This window comes from Rossellomorea marisflavi (assembly GCF_001274775.1).
In the GTDB taxonomy this organism is placed as follows: domain Bacteria; phylum Bacillota; class Bacilli; order Bacillales; family Bacillaceae_B; genus Rossellomorea; species Rossellomorea marisflavi.
This window is the reverse complement of the sequence record NZ_LGUE01000004.1, coordinates 127,086-144,090: the sequence shown is the minus strand read 5'-3', so window position 1 is coordinate 144,090 and position 17,005 is coordinate 127,086. Positions and strand designations below refer to the sequence as shown.

The 17,005-nt window shown below is 48.0% G+C and carries 17 protein-coding genes; 9 read left to right on the top strand and 8 right to left on the bottom strand.

The genetic code is table 11. The annotated features are described in order from the left end of the window. Positions 1-35: 35 nt before the first annotated feature. From AF331_RS10580 to AF331_RS10570, 3 genes are all read right to left on the bottom strand, one after another. Positions 36-623, bottom strand: a complete 588-nt coding sequence (locus AF331_RS10580; protein ID WP_048005078.1) for a TetR/AcrR family transcriptional regulator — start codon at positions 621-623, stop codon at positions 36-38. Between the two features lie 250 nt (positions 624-873). After that, positions 874-1,848, bottom strand: coding sequence for a sensor histidine kinase (locus tag AF331_RS10575; protein ID WP_053428105.1), 975 nt, complete (start codon positions 1,846-1,848; stop codon positions 874-876). 14 nt (positions 1,849-1,862) lie between these two features. After that, the gene (locus tag AF331_RS10570) at positions 1,863-2,561 is read right to left on the bottom strand and encodes a LytR/AlgR family response regulator transcription factor (protein WP_053428104.1); all 699 of its coding nucleotides are present in this window, start codon (positions 2,559-2,561) and stop codon (positions 1,863-1,865) included. Positions 2,562-2,722: 161 nt separating this feature from the next. Between AF331_RS10570 and AF331_RS10565 the strand changes: the two genes are divergently transcribed. Next, complete coding sequence (locus tag AF331_RS10565) at positions 2,723-3,475, top strand: ATP-binding cassette domain-containing protein (RefSeq protein ID WP_053428103.1); 753 nt, start codon at positions 2,723-2,725, stop codon at positions 3,473-3,475. Further along, on the top strand, positions 3,465-4,622 hold the full coding sequence (locus AF331_RS10560; protein ID WP_053428102.1) for an ABC transporter permease: 1,158 nt from the start codon (positions 3,465-3,467) through the stop codon (positions 4,620-4,622). Before AF331_RS10565 ends, AF331_RS10560 begins: the two co-directional genes overlap by 11 nt. Positions 4,623-4,882: 260 nt before the next feature. On the opposite strand, the gene AF331_RS10555 is transcribed toward AF331_RS10560, so the two are convergent. Then, positions 4,883-5,326 (bottom strand): hypothetical protein, encoded by a 444-nt coding sequence (locus AF331_RS10555; protein WP_053428101.1) that lies wholly within the window; start codon positions 5,324-5,326, stop codon positions 4,883-4,885. A gap of 304 nt (positions 5,327-5,630) precedes the next feature. On the opposite strand from AF331_RS10555, the gene AF331_RS10550 reads away from it, so the two are divergent. The 4 genes from AF331_RS10550 (at position 5,631) to hflX (ending at position 9,377) form a co-directional block, all read left to right on the top strand. Next, positions 5,631-6,455: an SDR family oxidoreductase gene (locus AF331_RS10550; RefSeq protein WP_053428100.1), complete on the top strand. Its 825-nt coding sequence runs from the start codon at positions 5,631-5,633 to the stop codon at positions 6,453-6,455. 191 nt (positions 6,456-6,646) lie between these two features. Continuing rightward, positions 6,647-6,976 carry a PadR family transcriptional regulator gene (locus AF331_RS10545; protein WP_053428099.1) on the top strand — a complete coding sequence of 110 codons (330 nt, stop codon included), beginning with the start codon at positions 6,647-6,649 and terminating at the stop codon, positions 6,974-6,976. After that, complete coding sequence (locus AF331_RS10540) at positions 6,973-7,737, top strand: HAAS domain-containing protein (RefSeq protein WP_053428098.1); 765 nt, start codon at positions 6,973-6,975, stop codon at positions 7,735-7,737. The genes AF331_RS10545 and AF331_RS10540 overlap by 4 nt, the downstream gene beginning before the upstream one ends. Positions 7,738-8,111: 374 nt before the next feature. Then, positions 8,112-9,377: a GTPase HflX gene (gene hflX / locus AF331_RS10535; protein WP_053428097.1), complete on the top strand. Its 1,266-nt coding sequence runs from the start codon at positions 8,112-8,114 to the stop codon at positions 9,375-9,377. Between the two features lie 39 nt (positions 9,378-9,416). On the opposite strand, the gene AF331_RS10530 is transcribed toward hflX, so the two are convergent. Further along, positions 9,417-10,820, bottom strand: coding sequence for an alanine/glycine:cation symporter family protein (locus tag AF331_RS10530; RefSeq protein ID WP_053428096.1), 1,404 nt, complete (start codon positions 10,818-10,820; stop codon positions 9,417-9,419). 281 nt (positions 10,821-11,101) lie between these two features. Here AF331_RS10530 and AF331_RS10525 point away from each other — a divergent pair, with 281 nt between their 5' ends. From AF331_RS10525 to AF331_RS10515, 3 genes are all read left to right on the top strand, one after another. Continuing rightward, positions 11,102-12,340 carry a PucR family transcriptional regulator gene (locus tag AF331_RS10525; RefSeq protein WP_053428095.1) on the top strand — a complete coding sequence of 413 codons (1,239 nt, stop codon included), beginning with the start codon at positions 11,102-11,104 and terminating at the stop codon, positions 12,338-12,340. Positions 12,341-12,460: 120 nt separating this feature from the next. After that, positions 12,461-13,585, top strand: coding sequence for an alanine dehydrogenase (gene ald, locus AF331_RS10520; protein ID WP_053428094.1), 1,125 nt, complete (start codon positions 12,461-12,463; stop codon positions 13,583-13,585). Between the two features lie 283 nt (positions 13,586-13,868). Further along, complete coding sequence (locus tag AF331_RS10515) at positions 13,869-14,636, top strand: SDR family oxidoreductase (protein WP_053428093.1); 768 nt, start codon at positions 13,869-13,871, stop codon at positions 14,634-14,636. A 147-nt stretch (positions 14,637-14,783) separates the two neighbouring features. Here the strand turns inward: AF331_RS10515 and AF331_RS10510 are convergent, their stop codons facing one another. The 3 genes from AF331_RS10510 to AF331_RS10500 form a co-directional block, all read right to left on the bottom strand. Next, entirely contained in the window at positions 14,784-15,887 is a 1,104-nt protein-coding gene (locus tag AF331_RS10510) for a DUF1648 domain-containing protein (RefSeq protein ID WP_053428092.1), read from the bottom strand. A gap of 3 nt (positions 15,888-15,890) precedes the next feature. Continuing rightward, positions 15,891-16,268 (bottom strand): GntR family transcriptional regulator, encoded by a 378-nt coding sequence (locus AF331_RS10505; RefSeq protein WP_053428091.1) that lies wholly within the window; start codon positions 16,266-16,268, stop codon positions 15,891-15,893. A gap of 103 nt (positions 16,269-16,371) precedes the next feature. Next, on the bottom strand, positions 16,372-16,995 hold the full coding sequence (locus tag AF331_RS10500; protein ID WP_053428090.1) for a TVP38/TMEM64 family protein: 624 nt from the start codon (positions 16,993-16,995) through the stop codon (positions 16,372-16,374). Positions 16,996-17,005 lie beyond the last annotated feature (10 nt).

The window sequence follows — 17,005 nt, the reverse complement described above, 5'->3', positions numbered from 1 at the left end:
CACCTCTTTCAGTGATTTTATGTCGGAATGAATATTCATTCCGCTTGCGGTTTGATTAATTGGATGGCGTTCCATAAGCTTTCTTCCACATCTTTCAGAAGGGAAGCATCGGGTTGGATATCACCCGTTTCCACGATTCTCTGAAGCTCCAGGAATGCTCCATAGATGATGGAGAATAGCACGGGAGATGGCAGAGGTTTCAGCTCCATCATCGTTTTTCCCGATTCAAAAAATTGCCCGAGAAGCTTGGTGAGCTCATCAAAGCAATCATGGCTGTCCTGGTTCAGGAAATGGGCGCTGCTATGCATCTTGATGAAATAAAGAGCATGAGGATTACAGGTCGTAAACGAAATCATGGAGCTGAAGATATGGTGAAATTGCTCCCGGATCGATGACGAATACGGGTAATCCGTCCGCAATGCATCGGTGAAGCGGGTGACATTCTCTTGGAAGAGATGATTGCCGAGAACTTCTTTATTCTCGAAATAACGATAAATCGTCCCTGCTCCCACGCCTGCTTCTGTTGCGACCATTGGAATGGTAGTGGCAGCGAATCCTCTTTCTGCGAAGGTTTTCAGTGCACCGTGGATGATGCTTTGTCGTTTTGTAACAGTGGCGGTCAAAAAATGCACCCCATTTCAGTAGTTGATTCTGCATGAACTTCGATGAATGCGATGTCCATTACGTTATAGTGTATACCCTTTGGAGGGATGAACTCAATCAAGCATTGGACCCATAATATATGACGTTTTGGTCAAAATTGGGCAGGAAGTTGGGGGTCATTCAGGATTCACTGTATGGAAACCATTCTTATATAGAATTTCATGAATCAGGAAAATGCAAAAAAGGAAGAAGACACAGTCTCCTTCCTTTTTAGTGGATGGCGGGGAATTTAAGCTTTACTTCGAAGTGCTGATCTTTGTGGATGAAATCAAGGTAGCCTCCGTACTCATTCACAATTTCCATGATCATGGCGGACCCTAATCCCTGGTGCTCTCCGGATTTCGTGGTGATCCCGTGGGTTTGATACAGCTTATCCAGGACCGGCCCTGGAATCTTGAGGCTAGGATTGACGACTTTCAAGATATAAAGGCCACTCCGTTTGGAAAATTGCATGGTGATGGTCCCTTTTTCACCGGTTTCCTCCTGCCATTCAGCTGCGGCATCGATGCTATTGGAGAGGAGGTTCCCTAAGAGCATCACCAGCTTTTTATCCGTCATCGGCATCGTCGAAAGAGGGAGGTCCGTATCATACACCATGCTGAGACCTGCCTTGGTGGCATCACGATACATCTGATGGAGGATGCCCGCGATGCTCCCGCGTTCTCCCTTGATGGAGAGGTTGGTTTCTTCATATCCGTCCACTAGGTCATTCAGGTACATCTTTGCTTCGGAATGCTGGTCGTGGTCGAGCATGAAGTGGAGGGCTGAGACATGCTTCAGGAAATCATGCCGCTCGCTCCTGACGATCCGGAACGTCTCATTCAAATGTAGTCTTTCTGTTTCAAAGTGTTGTTTCTCGATCATCATGATGGAAAGCTTTTCTGATAAATCCGTGCGAAGCCACTCCAATCCTATAAAGACAAGTAGAAGGAGGATTCCTGTGATCAAGGCCGTTCCCATGAGAGAAGGGACAATCAGGAAAAGCTGCAGGAGATAGAACATCCCATCCCAGCGGTTACCCATTGAATGGAGAGGGGTTTTGCGGGAGATGGCGTACATCACCCCCATGACCAAGAACGCAGGTAATAGATAAGAAACGATCCAGTGGTAGCCCGTGAGGATCCCGTGGAGATGGATGAATCCCAAGACGATGATGATACCACGGTGAATGAATGGTTTTGTCAATATGCGTACACCTCTTAAAAATAATGCTCTTGCAGGAAGTCGACTTTTTCCTTGGTGATCATGGCCTGTTCTTCAATGCCTTCAAAAGTGATCACATATGAATTCTTCGCATACAACGAAAAGTTCTTCACGTAATGGATGTTGATGATGAAGGATCGGTGAGACCGGATAAAATCGCGCTCCCTTAGTTCTCCTTCCAGTTCATTGAGGGTGAGATACGTTTTGATCTGTTCGTTCCTTGTGTATATAGTGGTGGAACGTCCGGAACGCTCGATGAAGATGATGTCCTTCTTCTGGATAATATGGATGTTGTTCTTTTGTTTCAAGTACAGCCTGCCCGTCATCTCGGCGGATTTGGACTTTTCCATGAGCCGCTGTACCGATTGCTGAAGCCGCTCCTTGGAATAGGGTTTCATGATGTAGTCGTGCACATTCAGTTCGAAGGCGTGGACGGCATATCCGCTGTTGGCCGTTACGAAGATGACGGCAATGCTAAGGGCATGGGAGTGGATAATATCCGCCAGTTCATAGCCTGATAGATGAGGCATTTCAATATCGCAGATCAGTAGATCCACCGTTTCTTTTTTTATTTGTTCATAGGCTTCTTCGGCCGACGTGGTGGAGAAGACGATGTCTGCACCCTCCACACCTGATACGATGACCTGAAGTTTATCAAGATCGATGACCCGATCGTCAACAAGACCAATTTTCATAGCAATCGCCTTTCATTTGGATTTCTCTGACCATTTTACCATTTTCAAGAGGGGTTATGGCATTTTCACGACAGAAAAAGGAACATTCGCGACCACTCCGGAGACGGCCTGCGCTTTCCCTAGTAAGATAAATACAAGAAACCAAACAAGGAGCGGTGAAGATGATTGAAATCAATGAGGTCACAAAGAAATTCCAGGATAAGAAAAAATCCATCACGGCACTGAAGCATGTGAGCTTTACCATCGGGAAAGGGGATACGGTCGGATTGCTCGGGGAGAACGGGGCCGGCAAGACGACCCTCCTCCGCACGATTGCGACCCTTCTGGAGCCGACCGATGGCAGCGTGAAGGTGGGGGGCTACGATACGGTCAAGAATCCGGATCAGATCAAGCGGAAAATCGGCGTGCTCTTTGGCGGTGAGACCGGTTTGTATGACCGCCTGACGGCGAAGGAGAATCTTGAGTACTTCGCGAGCCTGTACGGGATGAGCAAGCATGACACGAAGGTAAGGATCGATGAACTCGCCAGGATGTTCGGCATGAGGGATTATCTTGGGCGGAAAGTCGGCGGGTTCTCGAAGGGGATGCGCCAGAAGGTGGCGATTGCCCGCACCCTGATCCATGACCCGGAGATCATCCTTTTCGATGAACCGACGACGGGGCTTGATATCACATCTTCAAATGTGTTCCGTCAGCTTGTCCATCAGCTGAAGCGGGATGGGAAGACGATCATATTCTCGAGTCATATCATGGAGGAAGTCACGATGCTGTGCGACAAGGTGGCGATGGTCCATAAAGGCGAACTCGTCTATCATGGACAGTTGGAAGACCTCTACGCGCAAGAAAACAGCCGCGATCTGAACTTCATCTTTATGAGCAAGCTTGTGAGGGGAGATGAGTACCATGCTTCTTAATATCTTTAAGAAGGAAATGAAGGATGCTTTCAGGGATCGACGTACGCTACTGTTAACAGTGCTTTTGCCTATTCTCATGATGACGGCATTGACTTTCTTTTATGAGGGGATGATGTCTGACAGTGAGGGAGATTCCTACACACTTGCAGTGAGCAAGGATGTATCAGACGAGCAATTGGCCTTGTTCCAGGGAGATAAGAGTATAGATGTGGCCAAAGTCGAAGATCCTGAAAGCAGTGTTAAAGACGGAGATGCCCTTGCAGCTGTCGTTTTCAGCAACGATTTCATGGGGAGCGTCCAGAGAGGGGAAGAAGCAACAGTCACCATCGTGGGTGATTCCATGAGTGAAAACTCCAGCCTCTTGATGAGCAAAGTGACTGCCTATCTATCAGGCTTTGAAAAATCTGTCACGGCAGAAAGATTGAAGAGTGAAGGCTTGGATGAATCGACGATCCAACCCTTCACGATGACCCAGCAGGAGTTGTCTGAAGAAGATACCGGGCTCTTCCTCATTGCCCTGATCATCCCGATGATGATGGCCCTTGCCATTGGAATAGGGGCGGGACCTGTATCAGCTGATCTGTTTGCCGGTGAAAAGGAAAAGAAAACAATGGAAGCCCTCCTCATCACGCCGGTGAAGCGTTCTACTCTTCTATGGGCGAAATGGTTGACCATCTCATCACTGGGGCTCATTACAGGGATGATCACCTTGCTCGTGGTGACCGTGGAAATTGCATTCTTTACTGAAAACTTGAGGAAAGGCATTTCTTTCGGGGATCAGCTTCCGCTTATCGTAGGGCTTGCGTTGGTAGTGGCTGTCGTGTACGCCATGTTTAACGCATCGATCTTGATGCTGACGAGTATTGCGGGAAAAACGATCAAAGAGGCGCAGAGCTATAGTACTCCAGTGATGATGCTTGCCGTATTTCCGAGTTTGTTCATTTCGGGAGTCAGCGTCAACGAACTTGCCGCCCATCACTTCCTTATCCCGATCCTGAATATGTTCAGTATCTTGAAAGAGCTGATCTACGGTGTTGTCGATCCCGTCCACTTATCCATGATGATTGGCACGAATCTGATCGTCGTCGTGGTCATCTTCATCATCGGGCGCATCATGTTCCTGAAGGATAAATGGGTGATGAATTAAACAAATGAACACCGTTCCCCAAGAAGGAACGGTGTTCACTTTTGTACAGCCTATTTTCTTGAATCTAGTAATCTAGCTTATACCCTCTAGTATTCCGTGCATATGATAGGAGTAAGAAAGGGGGAGATTCATTTGATACAAGGCTGCGCAGACTTTGCACTTGCCATGGTCCTGTTGATCCTTTGGTACATTACATCATGGACACCTTGCTCCATTTTGCGTAATACGCTGAAGAACAGACTGTGCTGTGTCATAGGATGCTAGTGAGAGGACCTGGTCGTTCGGCCAGGGCTTCTTTTCTTTTTAGGCGGCTTTTTGAAGAAGGATCGCAGAACAAGGAAAACGCCTATTATGGACGCGTAAATCAGGAAGAATGCGAGGAATCCCCAGAGGCCGATGATGGCATCAGCAAATTCCATGTTCCCCCGCTGGGTGATCGCCTGCTGGATCTCGATGGCGAAAACAAGGACGAACATGAAAGTAAGTGTGTACATAAAAGAGAGACCCGCTATTCCAAACGGCATCTTGGCCGCTGCCTTGGATACGGCATAGACAAAAAAGAACACGAGCATCCCGATGATGCCCATCACCCAGAAATGCAAATCTTTGTCGGTGAGGTTCAACCCCAGGCCATCTGTGACTTCAATGACTACGTCGTGGAAGTTATTGATCACTTCTACTATGGAAATGATGGCTTCTCTCAATCTCATCCCGCCTTTACTCAATATGCACTGATTATAGCAGGGGAAGAAGGGGATGGCTACTAATGTTAGGAAATGAATGGAAAGGATGAGGAGCCCATGCTCATGAAAATCTGTCTAGATGTGATGATCGATCTGCTTCATCTGGTTTTCGTTTTTCTGGGGTGGAGTACGCGGATGTAATAGGGAAGATGAACCGGTTGCAGCGTATAAGTGGGTGGGGTGGTGGAAACATCCTTATGTTTAGTTCTTCACAAATCGGGAAAACTCCCTTTAGATAACCAATCAAACAGGAGGATTCAGTATCATGGGAAGATTAGACAACAAAGTATCCATCATCACAGGAGCCGCAACGGGGATCGGTGAAGCTGCGGCGAACGTATTTGCAGCAGAGGGAGCCAGGGTCATCCTTGCAGATGTTGATGAAAAGCAAGTCAATAAAACGGCCGAGAACATCCGGAAAGAAGGGGGCAATGCAGAGGCGTACCATCTGGATGTCTCCAGTGAAGAAGGCGTCAAGGCATTTGCCCGTCATCTGGAGGAATCGTATGGCACGATCGACGTGCTCTTCAATAATGCCGGAGTCGATGAGCAGGGCGGGAAGGTCCACGAATATCCTGTGGAGCTATTCGATAAGATCATTGCCGTTGATCTACGCGGGACATTCCTGGTCAGCAAATACCTGATTCCCCTCATGCTAGAGAATGGCGGATCCATCATCAATAACGGATCCATGTCTGGACACGCAGCGGACCTTGATCGCTCAGGATATAATGCCGCCAAGGGAGGCATCATCAACTTTACCAAAGCAATGGCCATCGACTATGCACGCCACGGTATCCGGGTGAACTCCGTTTCTCCGGGTACGATCGAAACCCCTCTCATCGATATCCTTGTCGGTGGGAAAGAGGATGACATGGGTGAGAAGTTCCGCGCAGCCAATAAGTGGATCACCCCGATGGGTCGACTCGGTCGCCCGACAGAAATGGCGACGGTAGCCCTGTTCCTAGCATCTGATGACAGCTCATATGTCACGGGAGAAGACATCAAGGCCGACGGAGGCATCATGGCGTACACCTGGCCAGGGAAGATGCTGATCGAACAAGATGAATGGAAGAAGGGAACTGAATAAGATCCATCATGAAAAGCCCAAGAGCCAGCTCTTGGGCTTTTCATTTATACATTTTTTATAAAAATTACATTGCTAAATATGGAAACATTTGATAAACTACAACTACTTTGTAATGCAACCTAGTTTGCATTGCATTCTTTTTCCTTAACTATGTTGTAAAGCAAAATAGTTGAGGGAGAAAGGAGGACGATATGTCATCGAGCCAATTATTGAAGGGTGTACTGGAGGGTTGCCTCCTTTCCATCATCTCAAAAGGGGAAACATACGGCTATGAAATGATCGAGAAACTGGCCCAGCACGGCTTCACGATGGTGAAGGAAGGAAGCATTTATCCATTGCTCCTGCGCATGAAAAAGGATGGGCTGGTGACAACGATCCAGAAAGAACAGCCATCGGGAGGACCAAAGCGGAAATACTATCGCTTGACGGAGGCGGGACATGAAGAGCTGGACCAATTCAAAAAGAGATGGAACGAGATGGCGACAAGCGTAAATCGATTGATAGAGGAGGAAGCGGAATGAATGTTTCAAAGGAAAGCAGGGACTTCCTGGACCGCCTGAATATTTACTTGATTTCAAGCGGAAAGAATGAGAATGAGGTAAGAGAAATCACAGGAGAGCTTGAAGACCATCTTCATGAGGCAGAGAATAACGGGAAAAGTGTTCAGGATATTACAGGTCTGACTCCGAAAGCGTACATGGCTCAGATTGCGAAGGAGATGCCAGTCGATAGGAAGGTCATCTTTAAATATGGCATGCTCCTCATAGTCGGAACTCTCTCATTCTATGTAATGGGAGATGCCATCAATGGGACGATGGCTTATTCCTGGATCCAGTTCATCGGATACCCTCTCATGATTCTTCTATTCGGTTTGTTGACTGCTTGGGCATTTAAAGCGACCGCGGGAAGAGTGATGTCGAAAAGAAAGGAACTGTTGCTGTTCTTCTCTGTAGGCGGCATTATGACCATCGGATTTGGTGCGGTCGCGTTTATCCATCTGTGGATGGGGGAGGCCGCAGTGACCTTTGGTGTGACAGGAAGGGTTATCGGATTTATCCTTTGTGCTTTATGCTTGGTTGGGTTCTCGCTTTGGACAAAAACGATCATTATGGTGTTGTTCCCTGTATTTGTTTATGTACCTCAGTGGTTCATTGGGAGGTTTTCTTTATCGGATGAGACACAACTTATTGTACTTGGTCTTTTATACCCGATAGGCTTCATGATTTCCCTAGGCATTTCCTTCTTGCAGATCTGGCGAAAGGAACGCAGACAGACTGCATAATCTGTCGGGAGGAATCCCTTTCATTCCCGCGGTTTCTATGGTAAGATGACTGTACTTATAGGAATGGAGGTTTTCCAAATGATCTTGATCAGACTACGAATCCGCGAATGGAACGCATAATTGAATACGTTCAATGCTCTGCCTGTGTGCAGGGTAAATGGGATTGGTCTGATCGATTATAAGGGGAGCCTCGAACGTGGAGCCTTATCATTGAAATTGAATACCGACCGGTTGGCGCATGATGGGGAAGTGCGGATTTCCCCATGCCTTTTTCCGTTTACGAAAAGCACAGGCAGAGGTCTGGGCTTTTTTTCGTCTATAGGACCGATCCAGATCCTTCCCTAAGGGAAGATCGATTAAGGAGTGAGAAATGAATGGAAGAACAAAAATTAAAAGCAATCGCCATCGGCGTGAATACGAAAGACCGAGACAATGATTTTGAATACGGGATGCTTGAGCTCAAGGGGCTTGCAGAAGCACGTCATATGGACGTGGTAGGTGAGTTCACTCAGAATATGCAGCGTCCCGACCATGTGCATTATTTAGGAAAAGGGAAGATCGATGAGCTGATTCCCCTCATAGAAGAGTGGGAAGCGGATGTGATCATCTCGAATGATGAGCTTTCACCTTCGCAAATCAGGGTCCTGGAGAAAAAGCTTGAGCTCCGTGTGATGGACCGGACCATGCTCATTCTCGACATCTTCGCTGAACGCGCGAAGACCAGGGAAGCACAGCTTCAGGTGGAAGTTGCACAGCTGCAGTATATGCTGCCCCGTCTGATTGGACGGAGGGAGTCCCTCGGCAGACAGGGTGGAGGTTCAGGACTTGCCAACCGTGGTGCCGGTGAGACGAAGCTCGAGCTCGACCGCCGTCGCATCGAGGACCGGATCACGGCCCTCCGCAAGGAACTTGACTCACTCGTGGAGCTGAGGAGCACACAGAGGAAGCAGCGGAAAAAGAGCGGCATTCCCGTCGTTTCCCTTGTAGGCTATACAAATGCCGGCAAGTCGACAACGATGAATGCCTTCATCGAGCGGTTCCACCAGAACAACGACAAGCAGGTGTTCGAGAAGGATATGCTCTTTGCCACGTTGGAGACATCCGTGCGTAACATCACGCTTCCGGATCAAAAATCCTTCCTTCTGACCGATACGGTCGGTTTCGTCAACAAGCTGCCCCATCAGCTTGTCAAAGCATTCCGCTCGACCCTCGAGGAAGTGGTGGAAGCAGACCTGATCATCCATGTGGTGGATCTGGCCGACCCTCATCACGATACGATGATGGATGTGACGGATAAGACGCTTGAAGACATCGGAGTCGGTGATACACCGATCCTGTACGCTTTCAATAAAGCGGACCTTGTGGGCGGGGACATCCCCCGCGTGGAACAAGGCGGTGTCTATTACTCAGCCAAGCAGAGGATCGGGATCGAAGAACTGCTGGGTGAAGTGAAAAAACAGATCTTCGGCGATTATAAGACATGCACGATGCTCATCCCGTATGACCAGGGACAGTTGATTTCGTATTTCAACCAGCAGGCAACCGTTCTGGAAACCGAGTATGATGAGAAAGGCACGATCCTGAAAGTGGAATGCAGGGAAAGTGATGCCGAACGGTACCGAGACTATATCATCGCATGAACAAAAGCCCCGTCCGGGATGAAGGACGGGGCTTTTTGGTTACTTTTTATTGGTTGTCGAAGGCAGGTATTCGTTGAAGTAGTGCTTCGTTTCACTTGATATCACCTTATACAGGAGTATGAGTGCAATCAAGTTCGGGATCATCATGAGCGCATTGGCCATGTCGGCGAATTTCCAGACGACATTCAGGTTGGCAATGGCGCCCGCGAACGTTGCGATCACATACACGAGGCGATACGGTATGATGAAGCGGTAGTTGGTCAAGTACTCAAAGCATTTCTCCCCGTACATATACCAGCCGACAATCGTGGAAAATCCGAAGAACACGACGGAAAACGATACGATGTATTCCCCAGCCGTGCCGAGGGCATGTCCGAAAGCGGCGCTTGTGAGGGCCCCGCCATCCAAGGAAGGATCGTGGGCCACACCGGAGAGCAAACCGCCGGAAGGATCCCAGAATCCTGTAATGAGCAAAACGAGTCCTGTCATCGTACAGACGATGATGGTCACGATGAACGTACCGGTCATGGCGACAAGCGCCTGTTTAACCGGATGGTCGGTCTTGGCATTCCCCGCAATAAGGGCTGCCGTTCCGAGTCCGGATTCATTGGAGAAAATCCCTTTGGAGAACCCGCTCCTCACGGCCTCTGCGACTACGACTCCACCAAATCCTCCTGCAGCTGCAACAGGGTTGAATGCATATTCAAAGATCAGGGAGAAGGAGGGAATGATCAGATCATAATTGATGAAGATGATCAAAAGGGATCCTCCTATATAAAGGAACGCCATGATCGGGACGAAGAAGGATGCAACGGTCGAGATCCTCTGTATGCCCCCGAAGATGATGAGTGCTGTCAATACAGCCAGGGTGATCCCTGTAATCCATGGATTAATAGAGAAGCTTGCTGTCATGACATCGGCAATCGTATTAGACTGGACGCTGTTGCCGATTCCGAGTGCTGCAAATGCGCCGAATAGGGCGAAGGCGACGCCGAGGAATTTCCATTTTCGCCCGAGACCTTTTTCCACGTAGTACATCGGTCCACCGGAGTATTCTCCGTTTTTGTTTTTAACCCGGTATTTCATGGCGAGCAGTGCTTCGGCGTACTTTGTCGCCATCCCCACGAGCCCGACGACCCACATCCAGAAGATGGCTCCGGGTCCGCCGATCGTGATGGCCGTGGCCACCCCTGCGATATTCCCGTTCCCGATCGTAGCCGACAATGCGGTCATCAGTGTTTTGAAGTTGGAGATATCCCCCTCGGATGAATCTGTCGAAGCAGAAGGTTTTTCTTTCGTGAATGCGAGTTTAAATGCATAGAATAGCCTGCGGAACTGAATGCCTCTCAATACCAGTGTCAAGAATAGGCCCGTTCCGAATAACAGTACTAAACTTGGTGTTCCCCACAAGAATGAATTGATCTTGTCTAGTACGTCTAACATCGAATCCTCCTCTAGCTGTCTGTGAATATGTGAGTTTCCAACTCTTATTATATATAGTATCATCAAGAATGTGGATAGCGTTTTGTCGAAAAATGAAAGTTGAAGCGTTTACATTTGTGTGTTTCCACAAATGGGTGGATGATGTTTGTAGGGATGGAAATGTACGGGTGGTCCATTTTGAAAAACATATCCGAAATGTCGGGAAACCATTGCTTCGGAAACCGTACATCTACTATGATTAAAAACGGATCAATGAATCGAACGCAAAAGGAGTGGTACGAATGGACAAATCCTCAGAGCAACTCGACCCTTTCAAGGGACCATTCCAATCGTTAGAAGAACTGGCTGATGCCATCAGTGAGACAATCGGATGCCCGATTACGATAGAAGATGCCAATCACCGCATCCTTGCATACAGCACCCATGATGATGACGTGGATCCTGCCCGCATGGCAACGATCATGCGCAGGAAGGTTCCCGATAATGTCATCAAAAGCCTCTGGAAAAACGGAGTCATCCCGAAGCTATTCGACAGTGACGAGCCTGTCATCATCCCTGCCATCGCAGAAGTCGGTCTCGGGAAGCGCGTAGCGATATCAGTATGGAAGAACGATGAGATCCTCGGCTTCATATGGGGCCAGGTGACGTGGGATATCACAGACGAAGAATTGGATTTCTTCCGTAAAGCGGGGAAGGTCGTCAAGAATCAGATGTTATCGTTGAAAATACGGAAAAAGGCGGGGGAAGAGGGGCATAAAGACTTCTTCTGGCAGCTGTTGACCGGGCATTTGAAAGATCGAGGCAAGATTGATTCCCTCTCTGATAAGTATCATCTTTCCATGAACGGGTCCACGGGCATTGTGGTTTTTGAGTTCCCAGAGGAAATACAGCAATCCCTTGAGCGTCACGTAAACTACTATATCCAGGCCTCTTCTTATATTAAACTTATCACAAGCACGACTGATGAAAATCAGCTGATCCTTCTCGTAAGGCCGTTCCATGATGAAGGGCCGGCAAGGCAGATCAAGGATTTTGTCCGTGACTTCGTTGAAGAGATCAGCAGCAGACTCGGAGTCCCTGAGCTGAAAGGAGCAGCCGGTACCCTCTACCGCTCACCTGTAAGCATCCGTGACAGCTATAAAGAAGCACTGTATGTGCTGTCGATCAAGGATCGATTTAAATATGAGGCAAGCGGGATCTACACGTATCAGGAGCTTGGGATCTTCCAGTTCATCGATGAGCTGTATGAAAAGCGCGTCCGTGACGGCTATCAGAATTATCACCTGGAGAAATTGATGGAGTACGACCGGAAGCACCATTCCCAGCTTCTTGAGACGATTGATATGTACCTGAGATACGACTGCAACGTCAACGAGGCTTCAAAGGCCCTTCATGTTCATGCCAATACACTGAATTACCGCCTGAAGAGGATCGGGGAGATCACCGAGATGGATCTGAAGGACCCGAATCAGAAAATGACCTTATACTTGGATCTTAAAATCGAACAGATGAAAAAATGACGGGTTTGTGGAATTCTCCAAACCCGTCTTCTTTTTTTCTCTATTTTCCACGATGCAATTACTGTGAAGAATCCATATAATCAGAATTAACCAAACAATGATTATAGGAGAGATGTAGCGATGCAGATTGGAATTCCTAAAGAAATCAAAAACAACGAGAACCGTGTAGCCATCACACCAGCGGGTGTCCTGAACCTGGTGAAGGCAGGTCATTCCGTATATATCGAATCTGGAGCTGGAATTGGAAGCGGTTTCACTGACGAGTCCTATCAAGAAGCGGGAGCGAAAATCGAAGCCTCGGCAGCTGATGTGTGGAATAAAGCCATGGTCATGAAAGTGAAAGAACCACTTCCGTCTGAATATGTGTATTTCCACAAAGGACTGATCTTGTTCACTTACCTGCACCTTGCAGCAGAACCGGAACTTGCCCAGGCACTGGTTGAAAAGGAAGTGACGGCGATTGCCTATGAAACGGTGGAGGTCAACCGTACCCTGCCTCTTCTGACTCCAATGAGTGAGGTAGCAGGACGCATGGCTACACAGATCGGTGCACAATTCCTCGAGAAACCGAAGGGCGGAAAAGGAATCCTGCTCAGCGGAGTACCGGGTGTGAAACGTGGCAAGGTGACCATCATCGGAGGCGGAGTCGTCGGGACGAACGCAGCGAAGATGGCTGTCGGCCTTGGAGCGGATGTGACCTTGATCGATCTGAGCGCCGAGCGCCTGCGCCAGCTCGACGATATCTTCGGCAATGATATTCAAACGTTGATGTCGAACCGCTTGAACATTGAAGATGCAGTAAAGGATTCCGATCTTGTCATCGGTGCCGTCTTGATCCCTGGAGCCAAAGCACCAAAGCTTGTGACGGAAGATATGGTCAAGTCCATGCAACCGGGATCTGTCCTTGTGGATGTAGCCATCGATCAGGGCGGAATCATCGAAACATGCGATCATATCTCCACGCATGATGATCCTACGTATGAAAAACACGGAGTGGTCCATTATGCCGTAGCGAATATGCCGGGTGCCGTTCCGCGTACCTCCACGATTGCTTTGACGAACGTGACCGTTCCATACGCTCTCCAGATTGCCACCAAAGGAGTGGCGAAAGCGATCCAGGATAATATGGCCCTTGCGAAAGGCGTCAATGTGGCGAACGGTTTCATCACATACGAAGCCGTGGCCAGAGATCTTGGGTACAAATACGTTACAGCCCACGACGCCATCCTTACAACCGTAGTGTGATAAATATGTAGAAGGGCCTTGTCCGGAGTCTGAAGGGTTCCAGGCAGGGTGCTCTCCTGAGAAGCACCACTTGAAAAGACGTGTGAAGTAGTACACGTCTTTTTTCTTGTTTAAATAGTCTTCATATCTCCTTTTTGGCATACAAGCAGACATGGCATTATATAATGGACCATACGTATGGTGCGACTGAAATATAACGTTATGATCCAGCCGGCTGCCTGCTTTCTTTTATAACCAATGGAGCTGATCGGTTTGGTTTTTCTTTCATTGGGGAGGGCTGCTTTTGAGGATATTAGTGACTGGTTCATCAGGGCGCCTAGGTTCGGCGGTACTTAATCAACTTAAAGAGCGTGAGTGTAGTGTCCTCATGACTTCAAGACGAAAACCTGAATATGGTGATCGTTTTGACTGGGTTTATAGTGATATGCTGACAGGTGAAGGATTAGAAGTGGCCGCAAGAGATATAGATGTGGTCATTCACACAGCAACCAGCCCAATGAAGAAAACCAAGGAAATTGAAGTATCGGGTTTCACGAACTTTTTGAGTAAACTCACACACATAAAACATTTCATCTATCCATCGATTGTTGGGATCGAAGATATACCATATCACTATTACAAGCATAAACATGAAGCAGAAGAAGTGCTGAAACAAAGTAATATTCCTTATACAATCGTTCGTGCAACTCAGTTCCATAGTTTTGTAGATTCTTTGTTTTTGTCGAAGCCTTTTTTAAAGGGTTATTTTATTCCTGGGAACATCAAGTTCCAGACTGTGGATGTAGGTGAATTTGCCAATCATTTAATTGATTTAACGGAAAAAGGACCCCAAGGGAGAACGGGCGATTTTGCAGGTCCGAAAGTCATGAAACTAAGAGAAATGGCCGATTTGAAAATAGGGATGAGTAACGAACCAAGTAGGATATACAATGTATCCTTCCCAGGAAAACTGTACAAATCTTTATTGGAGGGTAAAAACACGAATCCAACGCAGAATGTGGGGAGCGTTACATTTGAGGACTTTTTAAGAAAAGATATGACTGGAAAATAGGAATAAAGGAAAACTCGCCATTACGCGGCGAGTTTTCCTTTATTTTGGGTGGTACTACATCGGGTAATTCTGTGCGCTCTAGAAAAGAATCGTACAGAACACAAAGCGGACAGGGCTTTTTGGGTGCTTGAAACCGTATCTCTAATTCTATAGCAGGGTAAGCAACAAAATGGCGACAACCGGTGCAAGGATGAGAAGGTAGCCGGTAGGTCTGGCGAAGTTTATCGTCCAGCCGACACCGAATCGTTTTTCCACCAAGAAGGAAGGATCCTCACGGTTGAAGTAAAAAATGCCGCCGATCCAGTGGGAATCATCGTCTTCATTGACGGTGTCCCCTCCCTCATCGATGATCGTTGTGCGGTCCAGGTCAGAATCAGCTTTTCCTACCTTCACGGCCATCACGACAGCTCCCAGGAAGACAAGCACAGAGAAGGCAAGCGGTGCAAAGAGCATGAGGGATCCGCTTAATAGATCTTCGTAAGCCATTTTAATGTGGAGAAAACAGTATAGCATGGTCGTTGCCATGGAAATGAAGAACAAGAACCAGCTGGAGTATTTCCTCAGCCTGAACTGTCGGAGTTTGGATGCGGGAATGTTGCCGGCGCTCAGTTTGATTCCTGAGTTCCGCGTCAGTTCGTGGATGGCGAGGAACATGGCGCTCATGAGCAGTGAAACAAATGGCAGCGTCAGGACGCTTATCTTGGTCTTGGCTGTGAAGGCATCCGGCTCCCCATTAGGGCCCCAATGGGTCGGCAGTCGATCTGGAAAGAGCTGATAATTCATCAGGGTAAAGACAATGAGAACGGCACCTATTACAACCGGAAACAGGAAGAGGTACCATGGGAGCATTTCATCCTTGGACCTGGAGGTAAGCTCCGACACGCGTACCTGTCTTCGTCCTTTGAACCATTGGCTTTCACGTTTGTACCGGACCACACGCATGTGGAAGTAGGCATAGAGGGACATGGAGATGAAGATGATGATGAATGGAAGCAGGATTCCTGAAGCAATGAGCCGCTCCTCAGGAAGGTCGCCTGTGCCGGTTATCATAAAGAACAGGACAATGCCGGCTACAGAAAGCATGGCGGTGACCGCCGCATAGATTTTTTTGAAGCGGAGCAAGTGAGCGTCTCGTATGTGCTCTACGGGAATCGTGACCCCGAATACAACGGTGCGTTTCACGATGAATGGCAGCATCACTTGTATAAGGAGTATGATGCCGATCATACCGATCAATAAAATGGATTGCATGGTTTATTCCCCCTTGATACTTGATTGAATGGATCTGATCATATCCTGCAGCTGTTCTTCCGTCATTCCGACTGCCAGTGCTTCGGCAAGGAGCGGCCGGATGGAGGAGGCGATCATGTCGATCCGTTCCTTTGTCGGTTCGTCGGGCGAAAGGATGACGGCACCGGACTTGGGTACGATCTGAATGATCCCTTTGTCCTCTAATTCATGGTAGCTTTTATTGACCGTGTGCATGTTGACGCCCAGGTCAGCGGCAAAGGACCGGACCGATGGCAGTACATCCCCAGGCTTCAACTCACCCCGCACGATGCCCTCGACAATTCCATTCCGTACTTGGGCATAGATCGGAATGGGAGAATGTGGTTCAATTTGGATCAGCAAAAGATCACCTCCTGTTTGTTATATGTTTATTATAACAGATTTGTTCTACTATATGTATAACAAAGTGAAAATGGGCTTGTCCTTTTTGATGAAAGGCAGCCATTCATCGTCTGCCGCGGACCTTTGTGTAATAGAAAATCATGATCGTGATAAGAACAAGAGTGACGACGCCGATCTCGATCCAGGACATGGAAAGGACTCCTAAGGGGATCAGTGATAGACAGAAAAAGTAGAGAAAGTTGCCTGTGATGGTCCCGGTGATCAAATGCCGGAATGAAATTCCGCTGACACCAGCCACGATATTGACGAGGCTCGTGGGAATCATAGGGATAATCCGTCCTTGGAATACATACGTGAATCCACGTTCCTTCAGGTGGGGGGAAGGAGCGATTCGGGAAGAAAGGCTCTGAAGGAAGAGCTGTCTGACGGAAAGAAAGACGATCCCGGCTCCGATGATACTCGAAATCCAGCTCCATAGGAATCCTTGCCAGAAACCGAAAATCGTTACATTTATTGAAATGACGAGAATAAGAGGGATGACGGTAAACGAGTTCTGGATAATCATGACGAGCAGAGTAAGTCCGTAAAGGCTGAATCCGTTAGACTCCTTCAAGGAAGAAAGGGAGGATTCATCCCCTGAGAGGATCAAACCGATGGTGTCTCTCTGAAGAAAGCCGACAGTGGCCAACAGGGTAAGGAAGAAAAGAACAAAAACGTTTCTGCTCATGCTTGATACA

What these genes read in the sequence shown, in the direction of transcription:
- AF331_RS10550 (WP_053428100.1), top strand. Translation starts at nt 5,631, where the DNA reads ATGGGAAGATTAGACAACAAAGTATCCATCATCACAGGAGCCGCAACG.
- AF331_RS10560 (WP_053428102.1), top strand. Translation starts at nt 3,465, where the DNA reads ATGCTTCTTAATATCTTTAAGAAGGAAATGAAGGATGCTTTCAGGGAT.
- AF331_RS10530 (WP_053428096.1), bottom strand. Translation starts at nt 10,820, where the DNA reads ATGTTAGACGTACTAGACAAGATCAATTCATTCTTGTGGGGAACACCA.
- ald (WP_053428094.1), top strand. Translation starts at nt 12,461, where the DNA reads ATGCAGATTGGAATTCCTAAAGAAATCAAAAACAACGAGAACCGTGTA.
- AF331_RS10565 (WP_053428103.1), top strand. Translation starts at nt 2,723, where the DNA reads ATGATTGAAATCAATGAGGTCACAAAGAAATTCCAGGATAAGAAAAAA.
- AF331_RS10525 (WP_053428095.1), top strand. Translation starts at nt 11,102, where the DNA reads ATGGACAAATCCTCAGAGCAACTCGACCCTTTCAAGGGACCATTCCAA.
- AF331_RS10545 (WP_053428099.1), top strand. Translation starts at nt 6,647, where the DNA reads ATGTCATCGAGCCAATTATTGAAGGGTGTACTGGAGGGTTGCCTCCTT.
- AF331_RS10570 (WP_053428104.1), bottom strand. Translation starts at nt 2,561, where the DNA reads ATGAAAATTGGTCTTGTTGACGATCGGGTCATCGATCTTGATAAACTT.
- AF331_RS10540 (WP_053428098.1), top strand. Translation starts at nt 6,973, where the DNA reads ATGAATGTTTCAAAGGAAAGCAGGGACTTCCTGGACCGCCTGAATATT.
- hflX (WP_053428097.1), top strand. Translation starts at nt 8,112, where the DNA reads ATGGAAGAACAAAAATTAAAAGCAATCGCCATCGGCGTGAATACGAAA.
- AF331_RS10500 (WP_053428090.1), bottom strand. Translation starts at nt 16,995, where the DNA reads ATGAGCAGAAACGTTTTTGTTCTTTTCTTCCTTACCCTGTTGGCCACT.
- AF331_RS10510 (WP_053428092.1), bottom strand. Translation starts at nt 15,887, where the DNA reads ATGCAATCCATTTTATTGATCGGTATGATCGGCATCATACTCCTTATA.